The following is a 20946-nucleotide window of genomic DNA, read 5'->3' on the forward strand; positions in this document are numbered from 1 at the left end:
CCAGTTGCTGATGGTCAATCAGTTCACCATCAATCTGGGCTTCTACATGCTGATGCCGTACCTGGCCGCCCATCTGTCCGGCACCCTCGGGCTGGCCGGCTGGCTGGTCGGATTCGTCCTGGGCGTACGGAACTTCAGCCAGCAGGGGATGTTCCTGGTCGGCGGGACACTGGCCGACCGGTTCGGGTACAAACCCCTCATCGTCGCCGGGTGCGTACTGCGCACGGTGGGCTTCGCGACGCTCGGTCTGGTGGACTCTCTACCCGCGCTGGTCGCCGCTTCGGCGGCGACCGGATTCGCGGGCGCGCTGTTCAACCCGGCGGTCCGGGCGTATCTCGCGGCGGACGCCGGAGAGCGGCGGGTGGAGGCGTTCGCGCTGTTCAATGTCTTCTACCAGGCCGGTGTCCTGCTCGGCCCGCTGGTGGGCATGGTGCTGACAGGTGTCGACTTCAGGATCACCTGCCTCACATCGGCCGGGATCTTCGCGCTGCTGAGCGCCGTCCAGATCCGGGCGCTCCCGGCCCGGCGCGGGGCCGACGGCAAGGACGGCGGCAAGGACGGCGGCGCAGGCCGTGGTGAGGGCGACGGCAAGGCCGGCGGACGCGCGGGCGTGGCGGCCCAGTGGCGCTCGGTGCCGGCCAACCGGCCGTTCCTGCTCTTCTCGGCGGCGATGATCGGCTCGTACGTGCTGACCTTCCAGGTGTATCTGGCGCTTCCGCTGGAGGTACGACGGGTGGGCGGCGAGGGGGAGTTCGGCACGGCGGCCGTGGCACTGCTCTTCGCCATCTCCGGACTCGCCACCATCCTGTTCCAGACGCGGGTGACCGCCTGGTGCGCGGCGCGCATGGAACCGGGGCGCGCGCTCACATGGGGGCCGGCCGTGATGGGCGGCGCGTTCCTGCCGCTCCTGGCGGCCACCGCGATTCCGCTGCCGGACGACGGGATCGGCCGGTGGGCCCTGGCGGCCGTTCCGCCGGCGCTCGCCGCGCTGCTGCTCGCACTGGGCACGATGATCGTGTACCCCTTCGAGATGGACACCATCGTCCGGCTCGCCGGTGACCGTCTCGTCGCCACCCACTACGGGCTCTACAACACCATCTGCGGCATCGGCATCACCCTCGGGAACCTGCTGACGGGCGCGGCACTCGACGCGGCCCGGAAGGCCGGGGTGTCCGCGCTCCCCTGGTTCGCTCTGTTCGCGCTCGGGGTGGCCTGTGCGGCGGCCCTCGGCGCACTGCACCGCACCGGCCGGCTCGCACCGCCGGCCACGCGCGAAGCCACGCCCGGCACGACGCCGGGCGCGACGCCCGAAGCCACGTCGGCGAGTGCGTCGGCGACGGGCTGAACCGGGCCCGGCGTGCCGGGGCACCGGGACCGGACGACGGTCCCGGTGCCCCGGCCGGTACAGCGGTGCGGCCGGTTCAGCAGTTCGGTACGCCCGGCAGCCAGGACTCCACCACGTCGATGAAGATGTTGGAGATGTAGCCACCGAAGGACGGCAGGTACGCCCAGCCGTCATTGGTGATTCCGTCCACGGTGATCTGCTGGCCGTGGACCTGGCACTTGACGTTGACCGTGGTGGGGCCGGCCAGGCGCGCCACCTCGGGCGAGGCGGTGGTCGCCTGCTGACGTATCCGGACGTCCGTGCCCCAGGTGGGGAAGGACTTGCCCGTCTGGTCGCCGGTCCACAGGTAGGTGACGGTCACCCAGCCGTTGTCGTTCAGACCGACGTTGTAGAAGGTGCCGTCGGCGAGATCGATACCGGCCGGGTTGAGAACGGTACGGCCGGAGCCGTCCTTCCCGCCGTTGTAGCCGGTCTCGTAGGCGGCCTGCGCCTCGGGCATGCCCTGGGCCAGATCCTTGAACATCTCGCGGGTCGGGGACGGGTTCCAGTAGTCGTCCTTGGTGTTCCACGGCCCCACGTCCCACACCGGCGCGGTCTCGCAGCGAGCGGGACCGCAGACCTGCACGGAGTACTGGGCACTGCCGTTGGGCGACAGACCGCGTCGCGAGGGCAGCGCGACGAAGTGGTCGTTGGGCTGGATGACATGGCCGTTGGCGGTCGTACCGCCGACGAGTCCCTCACGCGTGGCGAAGACCCGGGCGGTGACGGCGGTCGTACCGGCCGAGGTACGGGGCGCTGCCCCCTTCTCGGCAGTGAGCCGCAGGCTCCGGACGCGCGCCTCTCCCTCCGTGTCCCAGAGGGTGATCCGGGCCTGCACGGTGGTGACCGCGCGGGGCAGGACCGCCGCGCCCTGTTCCTCCGTGCTCTGGTCCGCCGTGCCTCGTGCGCCCGCCGGTACCCACTCGGTCCAGGTGCCCTGTGCCGAGCGGCCCCGCACGTCGACGACCACCTCGGCGCCGGCGTCCCCGGGCAGGTCGGCGACGAGTTCGGCGCTGACCCGGTTGACCGGGGCGTCGAGCGTTTCAGGGGCGAGCACTTGGGCGCCGTAGCCTCGCCCGGTCTCCGCCGACGCCGGGCGGAAGGCGGTGTCCCGTACGCTCAACGCGCCTTTCGTGTAACGCACGTTGACGTCGTCCTCGGTGACGCGCGTCAGATCCGCCGACCAGGAGATCGGCGAGGTTTCTACGCGCGTGGATTTTTGGCCGTCGGCTGCCCCGGCGGATGGCGTGGCGACAGCCACGCCCACGCAGGCGAGCAGGGACAGGGCCGCGGCGGCCCGCCGTCGGTAGGGGGATCTCGCTCGGTCGTTCATGCCGGTCTCCTCCTGTGGGGGATGGAACCCGGCACACGCTAGTGAAGCTGTCATGTAACCAACAAGGGCCCAGGAGTGCGGAGATCCCCCTACCCACAGGGGGTCCGAGCCGCCGTCAGGCGCTCGCGATCGCCACGCCGGTCAGGTGTGGGTGTGGGCAGGGATGTGGCCGTGGGCATGGGCCCGGCTGTGGGTGTGGTGGGTCAGCACCGCGTGCGGATCGGCCCCGTCGGGGGCGGCAGCGGGATCGGCATGGACGAGCGCGGCGGTCAGTTTCGGTACGGCGTGCAGCAGGGCATGCTCGGCCTCGACTGCGACGTGGTGTGCCTGACGTACGGACAGCTCTCCGTTCACCACGACCGCGACCTCGGCCCGCAGCCGGTGCCCGATCCAGCGCAGCCGCAACTCGCCCACCGCGCGCACCCCTTCGACGTCCAGCAGCGCCGCCTCGGCGGTGTCCACGAGCGCGGGGTCGACGGCGTCCATGACACGCCGGAACACCTCGCGGGCGGCGTCGCGAAGGACGAGCGCGATCGCGGCCGTGATGAGGAGACCGACGACGGGGTCGGCGAGCGGCCAGCCGACCGCGGCGCCGCCCGCGCCGAACAGGACGGCGAGCGAGGTGAATCCGTCGGTACGGGCGTGCAGCCCGTCGGCCACCAGGGCGGCCGAGCCGATCTCACGGCCGACGCGCATGCGGTAGCGGGCGACCCACTCGTTGCCGAGGAAGCCGACGACGGCCGCGGCCGCGACGGCGGGCAGGTAGTGGATCGGCCGCGGGTCGAGCAGCCGGTCGACGGCGGTCCACCCGGCGAACACCGCCGAGGCGGCGATGGTCAGCACGATGACGATGCCGGCGACGTCCTCCGCCCGCCCGTACCCGTAGGTGAACCGGCGGGTGGCCGCCCGCCGGCCCAGGATGAAGGCGACGGCGAGCGGCAGCGCGGTGAGCGCGTCGGCGGCGTTGTGGACGGTGTCGCCCAGCAGCGCCACCGAGCCGGACAGCACCACGACCACGACCTGCGCGAGCGCTGTCACGCCGAGGACGGTCAGCGAGACCCACAGCGCGCGCATGCCCTTCGCCGACGATTCGAGCGCGGTGTCGATCTTGTCGGCAGCCTCGTGGGAGTGGGGCGTGAGGAGATGGCCGGCCTTGTGCCGCAGCCGGGCGAGGCGCCCGGCGCGCCCACCCCCTTGGCCGCGGCTGTGGCCGGGTGCGTCATGGCCGTCGTGCTGGTGTCCGTGCTGATGTCCGTGCGGGTCGTTCATGGGGATGACCTTCCGACGCGCGGGCAGAGTGGGGGCCTGGCAGGGCGCGGCTGGACAGCGGCGTACTCCTTTCGCCATTATGTGCATATGAACGCACGCATGCAACTATCACCTGCGCATGATGCGCACCCGCCCATCCCCGGCGAGGAGCAGTTCACGCTCGCCGCCGAGGTCTTCGCCGTCCTCGCCGACCGCACGCGGCTGGTCCTGCTGCACGAGCTGTCGCGCGGCGAGGCGGACGTGACCACGCTGACCGAGGTGTGCGGTGCGGCCCGGCCCGCCGTCAGCCAGCATCTCGCCAAACTCCGGCTCGCCGGTCTCGTCGTCACACGCAAGGAGGGCCGCCGGGTCGTCTACAGCCTCCGCGACGGGCATCTGCGGCGCGTGATCGACGAGGCGCTGAACCTGGCCGACCACCAGCTCGACGGCCGCCCCTCGCACGACTGAGAGGGCGCCGGGACTCTCTCCGTACAACCGTCCGGTGCCCACGTGTGTCTTCCGTTCCACACCCGGCTCGCCACTCGGTGCGCGCGTCCTCGGAGGGACACATGAGAGCTATGTCAAAGGCACGGACACCACGGCGGCTCACCGCGGGCGCGGTGGTCGTGGCGGCGGTCGGCTGGTCGCTGACTACGGCGCACGGCGCTACCGCCGCCGCCGAACAGGCCGAGCCCGGCGCCGAGTTGGTGTTCGAGCAGAGCGGGCCGATCGACGGGCTTCGGCCCGGGGACTCGGTCGATGTGCCGTTCGCGGTGAAGAACAAGGGGGACGCGCCCGCCACGCGGGTGGTGCTCTACCTCAGCGGCTCGCAGGGGCTGGCCTACGACAAGAAGTACTCCAACTGCGTGTACGAGGACGCGCCCGCCCAGGACGAGGGCCCGGCGCAGGTCAACGCGGTGTGCGACATCGAGCAGACCCTGGAGCCCGGGGTCGTCTACGAACCCGCCGAGCCCATCGGCCTGGATGTCCTGGACCGGGCTCTGTACGAACGTCTCAACGTCAACATCCTCGCGGGGGTGGCGACTTTCCCCGACGGAACGCAGCACGGCGGTGGCGCGGACCCGGTGCTGCGGCTGGTCGCGCGGACCGCTCCGGAGGCGCCGGGCACCGTCCACGGCGGCGAACTCGGCGTCGACATCACCGCCGAGAACACGGCGGACTTCGCGCTGACCGGTTCGAAGGTGAAGGGCAAGGCGGGCCGGACGGTGGACGCGAAGGTCACCTTCGCCAACAAGGGGCCGGCGTGGGCGAGGAATGACGTCTACGGGCCGATCGGTGTCTTCGACGTCGGGATCCCGAAGGGAACGACGGTCACGAAGGTTCCGGAGTTCTGCGAACCGGCCGGGGCGGCGGGCGCGGCGGGGGCCGCGACGTACCGCTGCACGACCCCGTACAACTACGCCGACGAGGACAGCGAGCGCGCGTACGTCTTCGGGCTGCGGATCGACAAGGTCGTCGCGAACGCCAAGGGCACGGTGGCGTTCGTCAAGGGCGATCACCACTGGGGGACGCTGCCCTTCGACAAGAACCGGACCAACAACACGGCCGAGATCGTCGTGAACGCGTCGGCCGGCGGGGCAACCACGGGCGGAACGAGCGGCGGGACGACCGGTGGGACGGGCGGCGCTACGGGGTCGTCGGGCGGTACGGGCTCCACGGGCGGCACCGGCACCCAGCTCGGTGAACTGGCCGAGACGGGAAGCGGAGGCACACTCCTCGCCGGCGGCGCCGCCGCTGCCCTGCTGGCGGCCGGCGGTGTCGTCGTGGCGGTGCGTCGCCGCACGTCCTGACCGAGCCGTATGGGCACGTCCGGCGTCCGCTCACCCGGAACAGAGCCGCGGCGCCGGACCAGGAGGGCGGGGGTACGACCTCCGTCCGGGCGAACAGTTCGAATTCGGTCCGGGCCCATGCCCGACGGTCCCACCGCCGTGATCGCGGGCCGATCGCCCCCGCCGAGGGGAGGCGGATCCCCGCACCCCGCCATACGCTCGTCCCCATGAGCATCGACCGGCGCGTGCTGCTTCGCGGCATGGGCTGGGCCGCCGCAGCGAGTGCGGGCCTCACCCTGGCCGCCGACGCCGCCGGAGAAGCCGGCGAGGACGGGCCCGCCCCTCGCCCGCGTCCGCAGGCACGCCCGGAGCGCCCGCTCCGGTGGGCCGCCGCCGCGCCGGCCGTCGAGCCCCGGACGTTCTGGCAGGAACGTCCCCCGCCCCGGCGCAAGCCGGAGCGTACGGCGAACGAGGTCAAGGCCGTCTTCATCCACCACACCAGCGGCCCCAACGACTACACCCGGCCCGAGGTCCCCGGCCTCATCCGCACTTTCGCTGTCGACCACGTCGACAGCAGGGAGTGGGACGACATCGGCTACAACTTCCTCGTGGACCGGGGCGGCATCATCTACGAGGGCCGCGCCGGGGGCATCGCCAACCCCGTCGTCGGCGCGCACACCATCGGCTTCAACGTCGCCACCGTCGGCATCGCGGCGATAGGCGACTTCAGCGACGGCACGCCGGTGCCCGAGCCCATGGTCGACTCGCTCGCCCAACTGATCGCCTGGAAGCTCGGGCTGTACGGGGTCGATCCGCGCGGCACGGCGGTCCTGGTGTCCACCAACGACGCCAGCCGGTACAAGAAGGGCACCCGGCAGATCTTCCGTACGGTGTCGGGGCACCGCGACGGCTATTCGACGGGCTGCCCCGGCGGGGCCCTGTACGCGGAACTCCCCCGGATACGCGCCCGCGCCGCACGCCTCCAGGGCCGCCCGCCCGACAAGGCCTAGGGCCTGTCGTTTGGATCAGGCCGGATCAGGGAGTGGGGTCTGGTGCGTGCGAGCGCAAGGCGGAGGAGGGAGACAACGCGGAGCGTTGGCGACCGACGACAACGCGGCGGGCGTGCGTGCCAGGGACCGCGAGCCCGGCAAGATCCGAACGACAGGCCCTAGGTCGTGTCTTCAAAGTAGCGCCGTCCGCCCGCAGGGCGGGGCCCGCGGCGGCTGGTGCGGTGCATCGCAAGGCGGAGGATCGGCCTTGTGGATGGACCGGCCGTACTTGGCCGAGTCCGACAACGCGGCGAGGTGCCGTGCCAGGCGTCGCGGGCCAGGCGGGACTTCGAAAACACGGCCTAGGTCGTCTCCGGCGGATCTTCGGGGCCGGGCGCCGTGCGCAGGTGCGCGCGCGTCCCCTGCGGGCCGAACAGGATGAGAAGCTCCACCGCTCCGCCGTCCGCGCTGCCGAGCCAGTGCGGCACGTGTGTGTCGAACTCGGCCGCCTCACCCGGCGACATCGTCACATCGCGCTCGCCGAGCAGCAGCCGCAGACGACCGTTGAGCACATACAGCCATTCAAAGCCTTCGTGGGTCTGCGGGGTCGGCTCCAGCGGTTCCGGACGGGCAGGGATGATCATCTTGAACGCCTGCGTACCGCCCGGCCGCCGGGACAGCGGCACGAAGATCATCCCGAACCGCCGGATCGGCTTCAGATGGATCCGGGGATCGCCCGTGCGCGGGGCTCCCACGAGGTCGTCCAACGGAACGTTGTACGTACGCGCCAGTGGCAGCAGCAGCTCCAGGGTCGCCCGGCGCAGACCGCTCTCCAGCCGGGACAGCGTGCTCTCCGACACGCCGGTCACCGCCGCGAGGTCGGCGAGGGTGATGCCGCGTTCGCGGCGCAGCGCGCGCAGCCGGGGCCCCACGAGGGCGAGCACGTCGTCCGATTCGCGGTCCATCGCGCCATCTTGCCAGAACCGCAAGATCCCGTGCCAGATCGCGGTCCGCCGGGCAAGACTGCGACGCGTGCCCCGACAGCGACAGAAGGAGCCCCCGATGAGCACCACCAGCGCGGTCACGTTCTGGGACGGCGTGTACGCGGCCAGGCCGGCGGCCACCGATCCGCGGCCGAACGTACGACTCACCGAGACGGTCACGGATCTGCCGCCCGGCGATGTGCTCGACCTCGGGTGCGGCCAGGGCGGCGACGCGCTGTGGCTCGCCCGCCGGGGGTGGCGGGTCACCGCCGTCGACGTCTCGGCCGTGGCGGTCGAGCGGCTGACCGGCCTCGCCCTCGCGCACGGCCTGGCCGACCGGATGGACGCCGAGCGGCACGACCTGCGCGAGTCGTTCCCACCGGGCACGTTCGACCTCGTCAGCGCCCATTACCTGCACACCCCGCTCGATCTGGACAGAGCGACTGTTCTGCGCGCCGCGGCGCACGCCCTGCGTCCGGGCGGGCGGCTGCTGGTCGTCGACCACGGATCGACCGCTCCGTGGTCGTGGGACCAGGATCCCGACGTCCGGTATCCGACCGCGCGGGAGGTCGCCGAAGACATCGGCCTGGACGCCGGGACGTGGACGGTCGAGCGGGCCGACGCGCCCCGCCGGATCGCGACCGGACCAGGTGGGCGCACCGCCGAGGTCACCGACCATGTCCTGATCGTCCGCCGTACCGCGTGAACCGGCGCGGCTCCCGCGAGGAGACACCATGAGCACCACCCGAGGCGGCGGACGCCGCGTCGACACCCCGCCGCCCCGGACGGGAGGCAGTGAGGTCGAGGTTCTGCGCGCCTTCCTCGACCACCTTCGGGAGTCGGTCTCCGCGAAGGTCGAGGGCGCCCCCGAACCGGAGGTCCGAACCGCCGGAGTCCCGTCGGGAACGAATCTGCTCGGCCTGCTCAACCACCTGACGTTCGTCGAGCGGGCCACGTTCCTCGGGGACCGGGTCACCGACTGGCAGGCGACCTTCCGTGCCGCACCCGAGGACGGCGTGGCCGATGTCGTCGCCCGGTACCGGACGACGGTCGCGCGGGCGAACGACGTGCTCGACGGGTGCCCCGACCTCGGCATGCCGGTACCCCGTCCCCGGCCGAACAGCTCTGCCCCCAGCGTTCGTTGGGCACTCACGCACATGATCGAGGAGACCGGCCGGCACGCGGGCCACGCGGACATCCTCCGCGAACTGATCGACGGCGCCACCGGGCGCTGATCCCTCCCGCACGCCGCCGCTGGGGTGCGGTCAGCCAGGTGCCGTCAGCCAGGTCCCGGAACGCCCGCGTGCTCCTGGATCTGACGCAGGGTCAGCGGCGCCGGCGGGGGAAGGGGGTTGGTCTGCCCGGCCCGGAAGGACTGCAACAGGTAGGCGACCAGGCGCCTTGAAGCGGCCGGTGAGACGTGCGGGGACTGGCCCGCGAGACCCACGTTGGCCAGGAGCAGCAGGATGATGTCGCTCGGGTCGAAGTCCTGGCGCAGCTGCCCGGCGTCCTTCGCGCGCCGTACGAGTCGGGCCAACCCCGCCTCGGCGCCGTCGCGTTCGCTCTCGATGTCGACCACGCCGGGGAACTGGCCGAGGAAGGCGGCACCGAAGCCGCGGTCGGCCGCCTGCGCGGTGCACACCTTGTCGAGGAAGGAACAGAGCCCGTGCCACGGGTCGGGGTCCTCGAACGCCTCGTCGAACGCCGCCACGCACTGGGCGAACTGCTCGGCGAAGACCGCGGTGATCAGCTCCACCCGGCTGGGGAAGTGCCGGTAGAGAGTCGCGGCGCCGACGCCCGCGCGGCGGGCGATCGCCGTCATCGGTACGTCGATGCCGTCGACGGCGTACGCCTCGCGGGCCGCCCGCAGGATGCGTTCGCGGTTCTTCCGGGCATCGGCGCGCAGTGCTCCGGGCGCCGCCACGGAAGGGTCCGCACGGGTCGGATCGGGGGCCTTTCGAGAGGGTTGAGCAGGCATTTCTCTCACTTCGCGGGATTCGGAAGGTGTCGTCCGTTTGGTGCGTTAGCGTGAATACGTAAACGGACGACCCATTCCGTTTAAGGTTACCCGCACGCGACAGGAATCGACATGGATGAGATGCGCGCCGCTCTGTTCGACAGCTTCGGTCCCCCCGAGGTGCTCTACGAGGGCAAGGTGCCCGTACCCGCGATCAAGCCCGACGAGGTACTGGTCCGCGTGCACGCGTCGAGCGTCAACGGCGGGGAACTGCACGGCAGGGCGGGGCGGGTACGGCTGGTGACGGGGCGCCGGTTCCCGCAGCGCACCGGGCTCGACTTCGTCGGGGAGGTCGCCGAGGCCGGAACGGCGGTCACGGCGCCCCGCGAGGGGACCCCGGTGTGGGGCATCCTGCCGCGCCGGATGGGCAGCATGGCGGAGTACGTGGCCGTCCGCCCGCGGCAGATCTCCGCCGCGCCCGCCGGCCTCACACCGGTCGAGGCCGTCTCCGTCCTGGCCGGCGGGACGACCGGCATCACCGCCCTGCGCGACAAGGCCCGGCTCAAGCCCGGCGAACGCCTTCTGGTGCGCGGTGCCGCCGGCGGCGTCGGCAGTGTCGCCGTCCAGCTCGGCAAGGTCTACGGGGCCCATGTGACCGCGCTCGCCGGAGCGCGGAGCCGGGACTTCGTCCACGGCCTGGGCGCCGACGAGGTCCTGGACTACCGGACCACCAGCCCCTGCGAACTCGGCTCCTTCGACGTCATCCTGGACACCGTCGGCACTCAACACCGCGTCTATCGGAAGCTGTTGGCCCCGCGGGGCCGCATGGTCTCCATCGCCTTCGACATCGAACACGTCGGCGCCAGCATCGGCTACATGCTGGCATCGGCCGTCCATGGCTCGGGGCGGGTGCGCTTCTTCAGCGGCAACCCCCGGCACGACCTGCTCACCGAGCTGGCCCGAACGGCGGAGAGCGGTGACGTCCGGCCCGTGGTGGACACGGTCCGGCCCCTGGCCGAACTCGCCGCCGCGCACAGCGCGTTGGAGGCAGGCGGCGTACGCGGCAAGCACGTCATCCAGATCCGCTGAACCACCGCGCCGCCCACCCGGGGGCCGGGCGGCCCCGGTACGGACCGGAGGTCAGAGCGGGCGGTGCATGATGTGCAGGCCGACGTAGCCGTGCACCGGATGGCGGAAGCCCTCCGGGAGTGTGCCGAGCACCGTGAAGCCGAGTGACTCGTACAGCTTCACCGCGTGCGCGTTGGTCTCCACTACGGCGTTGAACTGCATCGCGCGGAAGCCCGCCGTACGCGCCCACTCCAGGCTGTACTCGCACAGCGCCCGGCCCACGCCCCGGCCCGCGTGTGCCGGGTCGACCATGTAGCTCGCGCTCGCGATGTGCGCGCCGTTGCCCATGTGGTTGGCGTTCATCTTGGCGGTGCCCAGGACCGTGCCCGCGTCGTCCACGGCGACGACCGTACGGTTCGGCGGGGCGAGCAGCCACCAGTCCAGGGCAACCTGCTCGCCGAGGTCGGTCGGATACGTGAACGTGTCGCCCGCGACGACGATCCCGTGGAAGAACGGCCAGATGGCGGGCCAGTCCCGCGGGGTGGCTTCCCTGATCAGCATGGCCCCAGCATGCCGGGGCGGTGTCCGGGGCCGCCAGCGCTTTTGGGTTCCGGGCACCCGCGTACGCGTGTCCACCGCGTGCCGCCGACGGCGGCGGGTACACGCGAGAGCATGGTTGAGAAGACGAGTGTCCTTGTCCTGGACTGCGCCGAACCGATGGAACTGGCCGAGTTCTACGCCGCGCTCTTCGACGCGGAGATCCGCCCGTGGGGCGACCCCGACTACGTCGAGGTCGTCGGCAACAACGGCGTCCATCTGGCGATCCACCGCGACCACGGCTACGCGCCCCCGAGCTGGCCCCGGCCCGACGACTCCCAGCAGGCCCATCTGCGCATCCTCGTGAACCGGGGTGACATGGACGAGGCCGAGCGCGAGGCGGTCGGGCTCGGCGCCAGGCCGGTGGAGGCCAAGAACAACAGCGGACCGCGCGACGCGCGGACGTACTCCGATCCGGCGGGTCACTCGTTCACGCTCGCCGTGTCCCCCGAGCCCGCCCGGCAGCCCGACCCCACCGGCCGCGGAGCCGGCGCCGGGAACATCTCCGGCATCGGTGACGTATAACGGGACCGTCCTGTCGGTTGCGGCCCGAGCGCCGCGGCGCGAGTTGAAGGTGGTTGTCGGATGAGGCTCACGGTCCTCGGCGGCGGGGGCTTCCGGCTCCCCCTGGTGTACGGCGCGCTGCTCCGCGATCATGCGCCGGGCCGGGTCACCGACATCGTGCTGCACGACGTCGACACCGCCCGGCTGACCGCGATCGCCCGGGTGCTCGCCGACCAGGCGGCCGGGGTGGCCGACGCGCCGCGCGTCACCGTCACCACCGACCTGGACGAGGCCGTCCGGGGCACCGACTTCGTCTTCTCCGCGATCCGGGTCGGCGGTCTCGAAGGCCGCGCGGCCGACGAGCATGTGGCGCTCGCCGAAGGGGTGCTCGGACAGGAGACCGTCGGGGCCGGCGGTATCGCGTACGGGCTGCGCACGGTGCCCGTCGCCGTGGACATCGCGCGCCGGGTCGCCCGGCTCGCCCCGGACGCCTGGGTCATCAACTTCACCAATCCGGCGGGGCTGGTCACCGAGGCGATGGCGCGCCATCTCGGCGACCGGGTCATCGGTATCTGCGACTCCCCCGTGGGACTCGGCCGCCGCGTCGCGCGCGTCCTGGGCGGCGACCCCGACACCGCGTTCATCGACTACGTGGGCCTCAACCATCTCGGGTGGCTGCGCGGTCTGCGCATCGACGGCCGGGACCAACTCCCACGCCTGCTCGCCGATCCCGGACTGCTGGGCTCGATCGAGGAGGGCAAGCTGTTCGGCACGGACTGGCTCCGGTCCCTGGGCTCGATCCCCAACGAGTATCTGCACTACTACTACTACAACCGCGAGACGGTACGCGCGTACCGGGAGGCCGAGGCGACCCGCGGCGCCTTCCTGCGGGACCAACAGGCCCGCTTCTACGGGGAGATGGCTCGCCCCGAGACCCCGGCGCTGGCGACCTGGGACCGTACCCGCGCCGAGCGCGAGGCCACGTACATGGCGCACAACCGCGAGGCGGCCGGCGCGGGTGAACGCGCCGCCGAGGACCTGGAGTCGGGCGGGTACGAGACGGTCGCCCTCGCCCTGATGCGGGCCATCGCCCACGACAGCCGCGCGACGCTGATCCTCAACGTCCGTAACGGCACGACGCTTTCGGTGCTGGACGCCGACGCCGTCATCGAAGTGCCGTGCCTGGTCGACGCGAACGGCGCCCATCCCGTGTCCGTGGCGCCGCTGCCGTACCACGCGACCGGTCTGGTCTGCGCGGTGAAGGCCGTCGAGCGTGAGGTGCTGGCCGCGGCGGAGAGCGGTTCGCGTACGGCGGCGGTCAAGGCGTTCGCGCTGCATCCGCTCGTGGACTCGGTGACGGTGGCACGGCGGCTGGTGGCGGGCTACGTGGACGTCCACCCGGGTCTCGCGTATCTCAGGTAGCCCGGCCGGAGCGACTCGGGACAGCCCTCAGACCCCGACGATCAGCACCGTCCCCGACACCGCCGCGAACACCAGGACCGTGATCCGCAGCTTCGCCGCGTCGACGCGGTGGTGCACGAGACGGCTGAGCCACACGCCGAGCGCCAGGACGGGCAGGAGCAGCAGGGCGGGCCACACCTGGCCCGGCCGGCCCTGCCCGGTGGCGAACAGCAGTGCCAGGGAGGCGACTTCACCGACGAGGAAGCAGACGGCGACCGTCGAGCGCAGTTCGGCCGGGGGCCGGTGCTGGTAGACCAGCGCCAGCGGTGGGCCCCCGACACCGGTCGCCGTCTCGGTGAGAGCGGTGACCGCACCGGCGCCGACGTACGCCGCCCGGCCCGGAGTGAACGCGGGCGTCACCAGGCTCGCCACGGCTGCCAGTACCGTCGCGGCCCCGACGACCACCCCGAGGTGGCGTGCGGGGACCGCCCACAGCAGCGCCAGTCCCCCGGGCGTGGCCGCCAGCCGGGCCGCCGAGATCCAGCGGGCGCCCCGTACGTCGATGCCGGCGCGCTCCCGCCACGCCACGTACAGATTCAGCGGGATCATCGAGGCCAGCAGGAACACCGGCAGCAGACCCGGATCGACCAGGCCGACGACCGGCGCCACGATGAGGGCGAAGCCGAGGCCGCTCGTGCCCTGGACGAACGCGGCGACACCGACCACGACGGCGAGGAGCGCGAGCGCTCCGCCGCCGAGTCCGTGGGTCAGGCCGTCGATCACACCGCTCCCCGAGCTCCCGTCGGTTCCCGTGCGCCGGTGCCGGTATCTCCTGCCGGCCGGACGCTACGAGGGACGGTACCGCTTCGGGTGGATCACGGGGTGACAACGGTGGTGTCCGGCGTACGAGGGGTGAATTGGACGGGCAGCGACTTCAGGGACCGGACGAACGGGCCCGGCCGCCAGGTGAGTTGGTCGCGCGGAGTAACGGGTTCCAGGTCGGGGAGCCACTGGGTGATCCGCTCGATGGCCTCGGTGGCGATGAGCAGGGCGTGCTGTTTGACGGGGCATTTGTGCGCTCCCGCGCCCCAGGACAGGTGGGAGGCGTCGTGCGGGTGGTGCGGTTCGTCGGCGCTGTCCTGCTCGGAGAGGTAGCCGAGCGCTCCGTACGAGACGACGACGGGCACCCCCGTGCGCACCCAGACGCCGTGGAAGCTCAGCGGCTCGCGGGCGTAGAGGATGCCGTAGTTCGCCAACGGCGTCTCGTGGCGCAGGACTTCGAGGACCGCGTCCATCACGGGGCGGGAGCCGCTGGTGAGGGTGGAGTAGTAGGCGGGGTTGCCGAGCATCCGGGACAGGGCGTTGGCGACGAGGTTCGCGGTGGGCTCGTGGCCCGCGCCCATGGTGAGGAAGACCTGGCAGACGACCTCCTCGTACGTGAGGTCCGCCGGGTGGTCGATCAGCCGGCTGGTCAGGTCGTCACCGCGTTCGAGGGTCTTGGCGGTGACGAGTTCGGTGACGTACTCGCCGTACTCCACCTCTCCGGCGGCGGCCTCGTCGCCGCCCTCCATCAGCCGTCCGAGCGAGTTGTTGAGGCGGGCGCTCTCACTGTCGGGCAGGCCGAAGAGGTTGTTGAAGATCAGCGTCATCAGGGGGCGGGCGAAGTCGTCGACGAGGTCGGCGCTGCCCGCCGGGCCGAACCGGCCGACCAGGAGGTCCACGACGCGGTGCACGCGCTCGCGCAGGTCGTGCGGCTCGACGAGGTCGAAGCCGTCGACCAGCGCGGTGCGGTAGCGCATGTGCGCGGCGCCGTCGGTGAACAGCGGATTGGGGCGCCACTTCAGCATGCCGAGGATCGGCGAGTCGGGGGCGGCGGTGGCCTCCCACTCCCTGGAGTCGTGCGACCAGGTGCCGGGGTCGTGCAGGACGTCGAGCGCGGCCCGGCGGTCCGTGACGATGTACGCGGGCTCGCCGGGGGCGAGTTCGCCCCAGCCGACGGGCCCCTGCGCCCTGAGCGCCTCGTAGCGGCCGTGCGGGTCGGCGGCGAAGCCCTCGTCCCAGAGCCTGACCGGCGCCGAGAGGGAGAAGGCCGCAGCGGGTGCGGGGTAGGAAGTCACGAGATCACCAGGTCTCCGGGATGGGGCCGGTGCCGCTGCCGGTGGCGGCGGCGGGGCCGACGGCCGCCGCCGTGGCGGCGTGGCCCGCTATCAATTGCTGCACCAGTGCGAGCAGCGCGTCGATGGAGGAGTTGGTGTCCCGGGCGTCGCAGACCACCATGGCCGTGCCGGGTTCCAGGTCCAGCGAGCGGCGCAACTGCTCCTCCGTGTAGGTGCGCGCGTCGGGGAAGGTGTTGAGGGCGACGGCGTACGGCAGTCCCGACTCCTCGACCAGACCGAGCACGTCGAAGGAGTCGTCGATGCGGCGGCTGTCGATGAGTACGAGGGCGCCGAGCGCGCCGTGGGAGATGTCCGCCCACAGCGAGCGGAACCGCTCCTGGCCGGGGGTGCCGAACAGATAGAGGACGATGCCGGCTTCCAGGCTGATCCGCCCGAAGTCGATGGCGACGGTCGTGGTGGTCTTGTCCCGTACGCCGGCGAGGTCGTCCACGGCCACGGACGCCTCGGAGAGGTGCTCCTCGGTGTGCAGCGGGCGGATCTCGGACACCGAGTCGATCAGTGTGGTCTTGCCCACGCCGAACGGGCCCGCCACCAGGATCTTCACCAGCTCGCGGGTGGTGTCGGGCAGGTGCAGCCCGCCGTCGCCGGTGCCACCGGTGCTAGAGCTTAAGGGCGCGGAGGCCATCGGCCACTCTCTTCAACAGGTCGGGTGCGGGCAGGGCTGCTGCGGGTACCGGCGCGCGTAGGCTCACCAGCCCCTGGTCCACCAGTTCGGCGGCGAGCACGCGTACGGCGGAGACCGGCAGCTCCAGCAGGGCTGCGGCCTCCACGAGGGTGAGCGTTCCGCCGTCGAGCACCTCGAAGAGCGCGTGCCGGGCGGCGGGGAGTCCGTCGGGGGCGGGCCCCGCCTGGCCGGTGAGCAGCGAGAGCCGCTCCAGGTCGGTGTGGCTCGGCCGAGCCACACCGCCGGTGGACAGATAGGCGGGAACCAGTGGACGGCCGCTTCTGCGGCCGGTCATACCGGAGTGCCGCCCTGACCCCCGCGGGGTGCGGCGGTCATCGTTTTCTCGCCGAGTCTGGCCACCTGCGAGTGCACCCGGTGGGCGAGCAGGTCGAGCCGTACCTCGGGTCCCCCGTACGCGGCGACACAAGTGCCGTGCGAGGTGGGCGCGACCAGGATGTAGCCGTGGTCGGACTCGATGACGACCTGGCGGATCTCGGCGTCGTCGTGATCGGCGAAGGCGGCGGCGGCCGTACGGCACGCGCCCTGCACGGTGCTGGTGATCGCCGCCGTGCGTTCGGCGGCCGCCTGGGTCAGCGCGTCCGTGTAACCGGAGACGAGGCCGTCTCTGGTGAGCAGGACGGCTGCCCGCACATGCGGGATTTCCAGGATCGGATCGAGCACCCACGCCGTTTCGCCGGCGTCGCGGCTTTTCATCGCGGGTCGTTCCCTTCGGGGTCGGCTGTGGATCGTGCCGCTGCGGTGCCGGACTGGAGCGCGCCGAGCGCCGCGGCGGAGTCTTCGGGGGTACGGGCGGGCGGTTGGGCCTGCTCGGGGACGGGGCGGGCGGCCGGGACCGCCGCCCCGGTGTCGGGGCGGGGACGGCGCCGTCTGCGCTGGGGCAGGACGTCGTCGGCGGGGCCGGTGTCGTCTCCGGGTCCGTCGTCGTGGCCGTGGGCGGCGGCGGGGACCCGCGGGTCGTCGGCCGCGGTGGCGGGGGCCCGGTCCGGCATGCGGAGGTCGGGGACGACGGGGCGCGCCGGCCGGGCGGTCGCCCGTACGGCCCGTGAGGACGCGCTGGTTCTGATGGGCAGTTTGCCGATCGTCTCCGCCATGGCCGGCTGCTCCGTCCCGGCGGGGCGGGTGGAGCGCGGTGCGGCGGCGGCCGGGGGCCTGACGACCGGGTCGACATGGCTGAGCAGATGGCTGTTGACGAGCAGCACCGCGCGTGCGCCCCCGTACGGCGAGGGGGTCGACAGATCGACGGACAGGTCGAACTGCCGGGTGAGCTGGCCGATCGCGGCCAGTCCCATGCGGGGCGGGTCGCCGAGGTCGGAGAGCAGGATCGGCTCGCTGCTCGCCACCATCCGCTGGGCGTAGGCGCGTTCGTCGGCGGACATGCCGACACCGGCGTCGTCGATGGTGACGGCGACCCCGTGGTGGGCGCGTTCGAGGCTCACCGTGACGTCGGTGTCGCGCGAGGAGTGCCGCAGGGCGTTGTCGAGGAGTTCGGCGACGATGATCGCGACCGGTTCGACGGCGTGGGAGACGAGGGCGGTGCCCGGCTCCAGATGGTTGTTGACGCGGACGCGGTGGTAGCCGACGATCCGTGACTGGCCGCCGGTCACCGCGTCCACCAGGTGCGACTCCTGGCGGGCCAGGCCAACCCAGGCACCGCAGACCACGGCGGCGACCTGTGCGCGCCGCAGCGACTGCTCGTTCTCGTGGTCGAGTTCGAAGAGGGTCTGGGCCAATTCGGGATCGTCGTACTGCTGTTGGAGCCCTCGCAGTACGTCCTGGAGCCGGTAGAGCCCGGCCTGAATCTCGCGGGTGGTGCCGCGCATACCGGCGCGCGCGGCGGCGTCGACCCGTTTGCGCTCCTGCGTCATGGCGCTCGACAAGGCGTGGAGCACCCCGTCCAGACCGGCGCCCGGTCCGGTGCGGGCGAAGCCGGGGCTGAGCGGGCCGGGCACCTGGACGTGAGGGTGCGCGGCGCGGATCGCCACGGCGGGGACGCGCCTGTTGGTGAGGTGCGCGATCTCGGAGGTGAGTTCGGCGGACACGCGATCGGCCTTGGACCGCGCGTCGTCCAGCTGGTCCCGCAGGCCGTCGATCTCCTCACGGAGTCGGGACCGGTCGCGGCGGCAGCGGAGCAGCCCGCCTCCGAAAGCGAGCGCCAGCAGGGTCCCGGCGGCCAGGCCGCCTGCGGCCAGAACCGTTTGCTCGATCATCGGACGGACCTCGGGAGGATCGGGGGAATCTGACGGGCCTTGTGAACCCGGAAGGCAGAACCGCACAGTACACACAGCGACGGGCCGTGCGCGCAGCGTTCCGGCGAAGACCCCCACAGGGGGACAACTCACGCCGTGGGCGCGCGGTGTCGTACGCCGTGAGCGCCGTGGTCGTACGCCGTGAGCGCCCGCTGGGCGTCCGTCGGCGGGCGCGCGGTGGTTGTACGCCGGCGGGAGTAGCGGCCGACTCCCGCTGCCGGATGTCCGGGAACGGGCCGCTCCGTAGCGTCGTCGGTACCGGAGGAACGCCTCCGGCCGGACAAGGAGGACTCCCATGAGAGTCGGGATTCGACGCGCGCGGGCGGTGGTCGTTCTCGCCGCTGTGGCGGCCCTGCTGCCTCCCGCGGGACCGGCGTCGTCGGCCGACCGGGCGCCCGTGGCGCGGGTCGTGAGCGAGCGGGCAGGCACGTCGGGCCTGGTCGATCTGACCGTCGAATCACCGGCGTTGGGCCGCCGGGCGGCGGTGCGGCTGGCCACGCCGGACGGCTGGGACGAACGCCGCCCCGGCGACCGCTGGCCGGTGCTCTACCTGCTTCCGGGCGGGGACGGCGACCATCTGAGCTGGACCCGCGACTACGGGGTGCAGGATCTGCCCGAGCTGCGGAACGTGCTGGTGGTGATGCCCGAGATGCCGCTGTTCGGCTTCTACACGAACTGGTGGAACGGGGGCGCCGGAGGGCCGCCCGGTGTGGAGCGTTTCCATCTGGACGAGGTACGGCCGCTCCTGGAGCGGGAGTACGGCGCCGGTACGCGGCGCACGGTGGCGGGCGAGTCGCAGGGCGGGTTCGGGGCCATCTCGTACTCCGCGCGGCGGCCGGGGATGTTCCGCGCGGCCGCGAGCTTCAGCGGGTACGTGCATCCGCTCCAGCACCCGCACGCCGTCAAGGCGGGCATGGACCATCTGGGGCTCGACTGGAAGGCGATCTGGGGCGATCCGGTCGAGCAGCGCGCCAACTGGGTTGCGCACGACCCGTATTACCTGGCCGAGCGGCTGCGGGGCATGCCCGTGCGGCTGTCCGCCGGTGACGGGACGGCGGGTGTGCTGGATCCGCCGGACGTCGAGCCGGACGAGGAGATCCCGGGGCTGGAGGATCCCGCCGATCCCTTCGGCGACGACGTGATCTCGCCGTCCGAGACGCTGATGGAGCGGGAGTCGCGGGCGCTGGCGGACCGGCTGCGGGAAGCCGGCGCGCGGGTGACGACGCACTTCTATCCGGGCACGCACTCCCCGGCCTACTGGGAGCGGGAGTTGCGTCACGCGCTGCCGATGCTGCTGAAACCGCTGGTGGGCTGAGCGGGGGCGGGGCGTGGGGTGGCGGGCCGACTGCCCGGCGCGGAAGGGGAGTTCCGCGCCGGACAGCGGCCGTCGGGGGGCGCGCGCCGGTCGAGCGCGGCCGGTCGTGCGTCGTGCGCGCCGGATCAGCCGATCGTCACCCGGAAGATCTTGTCCGACCCGGCCGGCTCACCGCCGTTGCTGTCCACGTTCGTCGTGGAGAGCCACAGCGCGTCGGCGCCCGGCACCTTGGTGACGCCGCGCAGCCGCCCGTACGTGCCGACGTAGTGCGCCTGCGGCGTGCCGACGTTCTCGTCGGCGGCGTTGACCGGGATCCGCCAGAGCCGTTCGCCGCGCAGCGACGCCATGTAGACGGCGCCGTCGACGACGGCGATACCGCTGGGTGACGCCTCGGCGGTGGTCCAGGTGGCCTTGGGGTTGGTCATCCCGGCCTGGGAGCAGTTGCCTTCGCAGATGGGCCAGCCGTAGTTGTTGCCCGCCTTGACGAGGTTGAGTTCGTCGCGCGCGTTCTCGCCGAGTTCCGCTTCCCAGAGCCGGCCCTGCGGGTCGAAGGCGATGCCCTGCGGGTTGCGGTGGCCCAGGCTGTAGACGTGGTTGCCGAACGGGTTGCCGGGCGCCGGGGCGCCGTCCGTCGTCATCCGCAGGATCTTGCCGTTGAGGGAGTTCTTGTCCTGGGCTAGGGCGGTGTTCTGCGCGTCGCCGGTCGAGGCGTAGAGATGGCCGTCCGGGCCGAAGGCGAGCCGGCCGCCGTTGTGGTACCTGTTCTTCGCGATTCCCTTCAACAGGGCCGTGTAGCCGCTGAGTCCGGTGCCGTCGTAGGTCATGCGCGCGATCCGGTTGCCCTCGGACGCGGTGTGCATGAAGTACACGAAGTGATTGCTCTCCCAGTCCGGGTCGACGGCGACGCCCATCAGACCGCCCTCACCGCCGGTGGTCTGGGACTCGGGGACGGAGCCGATCTCGGTCCGCTGCCCGGCCGGGGTCACCTTGAAGACCTTGAAGGAGTTGCGCTCGGTGACCAGCGCGGAGGAGTTGTCGGGCAGCCAGTGCATGCCCCAGGGGATCGAGTAGCCGGTGGAGATGGTGGTGATGCCGGTCGGTACGCCGGCCGCGGCGGTGGCGCCGGACTCGTTCGCGCCGGCGGTCTGGACGAGTCCGGCGACGAGCGCCGCGGCGGCGACGGTGGCCGCCGCCGTCCTGACGAGGGTCTTCCTCGGCTTGCTGCCGTGCATGGTTTCCTCCGGATGAAGTGGGGGTGGGAGGTGCTGT

At 72.2% G+C, this 20946-nt stretch carries 22 protein-coding genes; 10 read left to right on the forward strand and 12 right to left on the reverse strand.

The annotated features are described in order from the left end of the window. Positions 1 to 10: 10 nt before the first annotated feature. A complete protein-coding gene (locus ACFWHU_RS02620) occupies positions 11 to 1345 on the forward strand; it encodes an MFS transporter (protein ID WP_387223964.1) in 1335 nt (444 codons plus the stop codon). 76 nt (positions 1346 to 1421) lie between these two features. Here ACFWHU_RS02620 and ACFWHU_RS02625 read toward each other — a convergent pair whose 3' ends face one another. Together ACFWHU_RS02625 and ACFWHU_RS02630 are read right to left on the reverse strand one after the other, a co-directional pair. Beyond that, positions 1422 to 2717 (reverse strand): hypothetical protein, encoded by a 1296-nt coding sequence (locus tag ACFWHU_RS02625; protein WP_387223406.1) that lies wholly within the window; start codon positions 2715 to 2717, stop codon positions 1422 to 1424. Between the two features lie 141 nt (positions 2718 to 2858). After that, positions 2859 to 3986, reverse strand: coding sequence for a cation diffusion facilitator family transporter (locus ACFWHU_RS02630; protein WP_387223408.1), 1128 nt, complete (start codon positions 3984 to 3986; stop codon positions 2859 to 2861). A gap of 87 nt (positions 3987 to 4073) precedes the next feature. On the opposite strand from ACFWHU_RS02630, the gene ACFWHU_RS02635 reads away from it, so the two are divergent. From ACFWHU_RS02635 to ACFWHU_RS02645, 3 genes are all read left to right on the forward strand, one after another. Next, positions 4074 to 4433 (forward strand): metalloregulator ArsR/SmtB family transcription factor, encoded by a 360-nt coding sequence (locus ACFWHU_RS02635; protein ID WP_078074410.1) that lies wholly within the window; start codon positions 4074 to 4076, stop codon positions 4431 to 4433. Positions 4434 to 4534: 101 nt separating this feature from the next. After that, the gene (locus ACFWHU_RS02640) at positions 4535 to 5776 is read left to right on the forward strand and encodes a peptidase (RefSeq protein ID WP_387223411.1); all 1242 of its coding nucleotides are present in this window, start codon (positions 4535 to 4537) and stop codon (positions 5774 to 5776) included. A 206-nt stretch (positions 5777 to 5982) separates the two neighbouring features. Then, positions 5983 to 6765: a peptidoglycan recognition protein gene (locus tag ACFWHU_RS02645; RefSeq protein ID WP_385800566.1), complete on the forward strand. Its 783-nt coding sequence runs from the start codon at positions 5983 to 5985 to the stop codon at positions 6763 to 6765. Positions 6766 to 7106: 341 nt separating this feature from the next. Here the strand turns inward: ACFWHU_RS02645 and ACFWHU_RS02650 are convergent, their stop codons facing one another. Then, complete coding sequence (locus ACFWHU_RS02650) at positions 7107 to 7709, reverse strand: helix-turn-helix domain-containing protein (protein ID WP_387223413.1); 603 nt, start codon at positions 7707 to 7709, stop codon at positions 7107 to 7109. Between the two features lie 97 nt (positions 7710 to 7806). Between ACFWHU_RS02650 and ACFWHU_RS02655 the strand changes: the two genes are divergently transcribed. After that, on the forward strand, positions 7807 to 8433 hold the full coding sequence (locus ACFWHU_RS02655; protein ID WP_387223415.1) for an SAM-dependent methyltransferase: 627 nt from the start codon (positions 7807 to 7809) through the stop codon (positions 8431 to 8433). Between the two features lie 28 nt (positions 8434 to 8461). Continuing rightward, positions 8462 to 8962: a DinB family protein gene (locus tag ACFWHU_RS02660; RefSeq protein ID WP_387223417.1), complete on the forward strand. Its 501-nt coding sequence runs from the start codon at positions 8462 to 8464 to the stop codon at positions 8960 to 8962. A 44-nt stretch (positions 8963 to 9006) separates the two neighbouring features. On the opposite strand, the gene ACFWHU_RS02665 is transcribed toward ACFWHU_RS02660, so the two are convergent. Further along, positions 9007 to 9705, reverse strand: a complete 699-nt coding sequence (locus ACFWHU_RS02665; protein ID WP_387223418.1) for a TetR/AcrR family transcriptional regulator — start codon at positions 9703 to 9705, stop codon at positions 9007 to 9009. Positions 9706 to 9816: 111 nt separating this feature from the next. Between ACFWHU_RS02665 and ACFWHU_RS02670 the strand changes: the two genes are divergently transcribed. After that, on the forward strand, positions 9817 to 10773 hold the full coding sequence (locus ACFWHU_RS02670) for an NAD(P)-dependent alcohol dehydrogenase (protein WP_387223420.1): 957 nt from the start codon (positions 9817 to 9819) through the stop codon (positions 10771 to 10773). A 51-nt stretch (positions 10774 to 10824) separates the two neighbouring features. Here ACFWHU_RS02670 and ACFWHU_RS02675 read toward each other — a convergent pair whose 3' ends face one another. Continuing rightward, positions 10825 to 11313, reverse strand: coding sequence for a GNAT family N-acetyltransferase (locus tag ACFWHU_RS02675; RefSeq protein WP_387223422.1), 489 nt, complete (start codon positions 11311 to 11313; stop codon positions 10825 to 10827). A gap of 111 nt (positions 11314 to 11424) precedes the next feature. Between ACFWHU_RS02675 and ACFWHU_RS02680 the strand changes: the two genes are divergently transcribed. Together ACFWHU_RS02680 and ACFWHU_RS02685 are read left to right on the forward strand one after the other, a co-directional pair. Continuing rightward, positions 11425 to 11874: a VOC family protein gene (locus ACFWHU_RS02680; RefSeq protein WP_385800552.1), complete on the forward strand. Its 450-nt coding sequence runs from the start codon at positions 11425 to 11427 to the stop codon at positions 11872 to 11874. A gap of 60 nt (positions 11875 to 11934) precedes the next feature. Then, entirely contained in the window at positions 11935 to 13275 is a 1341-nt protein-coding gene (locus ACFWHU_RS02685; protein ID WP_387223424.1) for a 6-phospho-beta-glucosidase, read from the forward strand. A 27-nt stretch (positions 13276 to 13302) separates the two neighbouring features. On the opposite strand, the gene ACFWHU_RS02690 is transcribed toward ACFWHU_RS02685, so the two are convergent. From ACFWHU_RS02690 to ACFWHU_RS02715, 6 genes are all read right to left on the reverse strand, one after another. Then, a complete protein-coding gene (locus tag ACFWHU_RS02690; RefSeq protein WP_385800549.1) occupies positions 13303 to 14037 on the reverse strand; it encodes a sulfite exporter TauE/SafE family protein in 735 nt (244 codons plus the stop codon). Positions 14038 to 14129: 92 nt separating this feature from the next. Further along, positions 14130 to 15371 (reverse strand): cytochrome P450, encoded by a 1242-nt coding sequence (locus ACFWHU_RS02695; protein ID WP_385800547.1) that lies wholly within the window; start codon positions 15369 to 15371, stop codon positions 14130 to 14132. Positions 15372 to 15375: 4 nt separating this feature from the next. After that, complete coding sequence (locus ACFWHU_RS02700; RefSeq protein WP_385800546.1) at positions 15376 to 16056, reverse strand: ATP/GTP-binding protein; 681 nt, start codon at positions 16054 to 16056, stop codon at positions 15376 to 15378. Further along, on the reverse strand, positions 16031 to 16390 hold the full coding sequence (locus tag ACFWHU_RS02705; RefSeq protein ID WP_078074422.1) for a DUF742 domain-containing protein: 360 nt from the start codon (positions 16388 to 16390) through the stop codon (positions 16031 to 16033). The genes ACFWHU_RS02700 and ACFWHU_RS02705 overlap by 26 nt, the downstream gene beginning before the upstream one ends. Further along, positions 16387 to 16809: a roadblock/LC7 domain-containing protein gene (locus ACFWHU_RS02710; RefSeq protein ID WP_385800542.1), complete on the reverse strand. Its 423-nt coding sequence runs from the start codon at positions 16807 to 16809 to the stop codon at positions 16387 to 16389. Before ACFWHU_RS02710 ends, ACFWHU_RS02705 begins: the two co-directional genes overlap by 4 nt. After that, on the reverse strand, positions 16806 to 18323 hold the full coding sequence (locus ACFWHU_RS02715; protein WP_387223428.1) for an ATP-binding protein: 1518 nt from the start codon (positions 18321 to 18323) through the stop codon (positions 16806 to 16808). The genes ACFWHU_RS02710 and ACFWHU_RS02715 overlap by 4 nt, the downstream gene beginning before the upstream one ends. A 334-nt stretch (positions 18324 to 18657) precedes the next feature. Between ACFWHU_RS02715 and ACFWHU_RS02720 the strand changes: the two genes are divergently transcribed. Continuing rightward, on the forward strand, positions 18658 to 19677 hold the full coding sequence (locus ACFWHU_RS02720; protein WP_385800538.1) for an alpha/beta hydrolase: 1020 nt from the start codon (positions 18658 to 18660) through the stop codon (positions 19675 to 19677). A gap of 125 nt (positions 19678 to 19802) precedes the next feature. On the opposite strand, the gene ACFWHU_RS02725 is transcribed toward ACFWHU_RS02720, so the two are convergent. Next, entirely contained in the window at positions 19803 to 20909 is a 1107-nt protein-coding gene (locus tag ACFWHU_RS02725) for a PQQ-dependent sugar dehydrogenase (RefSeq protein ID WP_385800536.1), read from the reverse strand. Positions 20910 to 20946: the final 37 nt, after the last annotated feature.

Origin of the sequence: Streptomyces sp. NPDC060366 (genome assembly GCF_042725135.1) — a bacterium.
Taxonomy (GTDB): Bacteria; Actinomycetota; Actinomycetes; order Streptomycetales; family Streptomycetaceae; genus Streptomyces.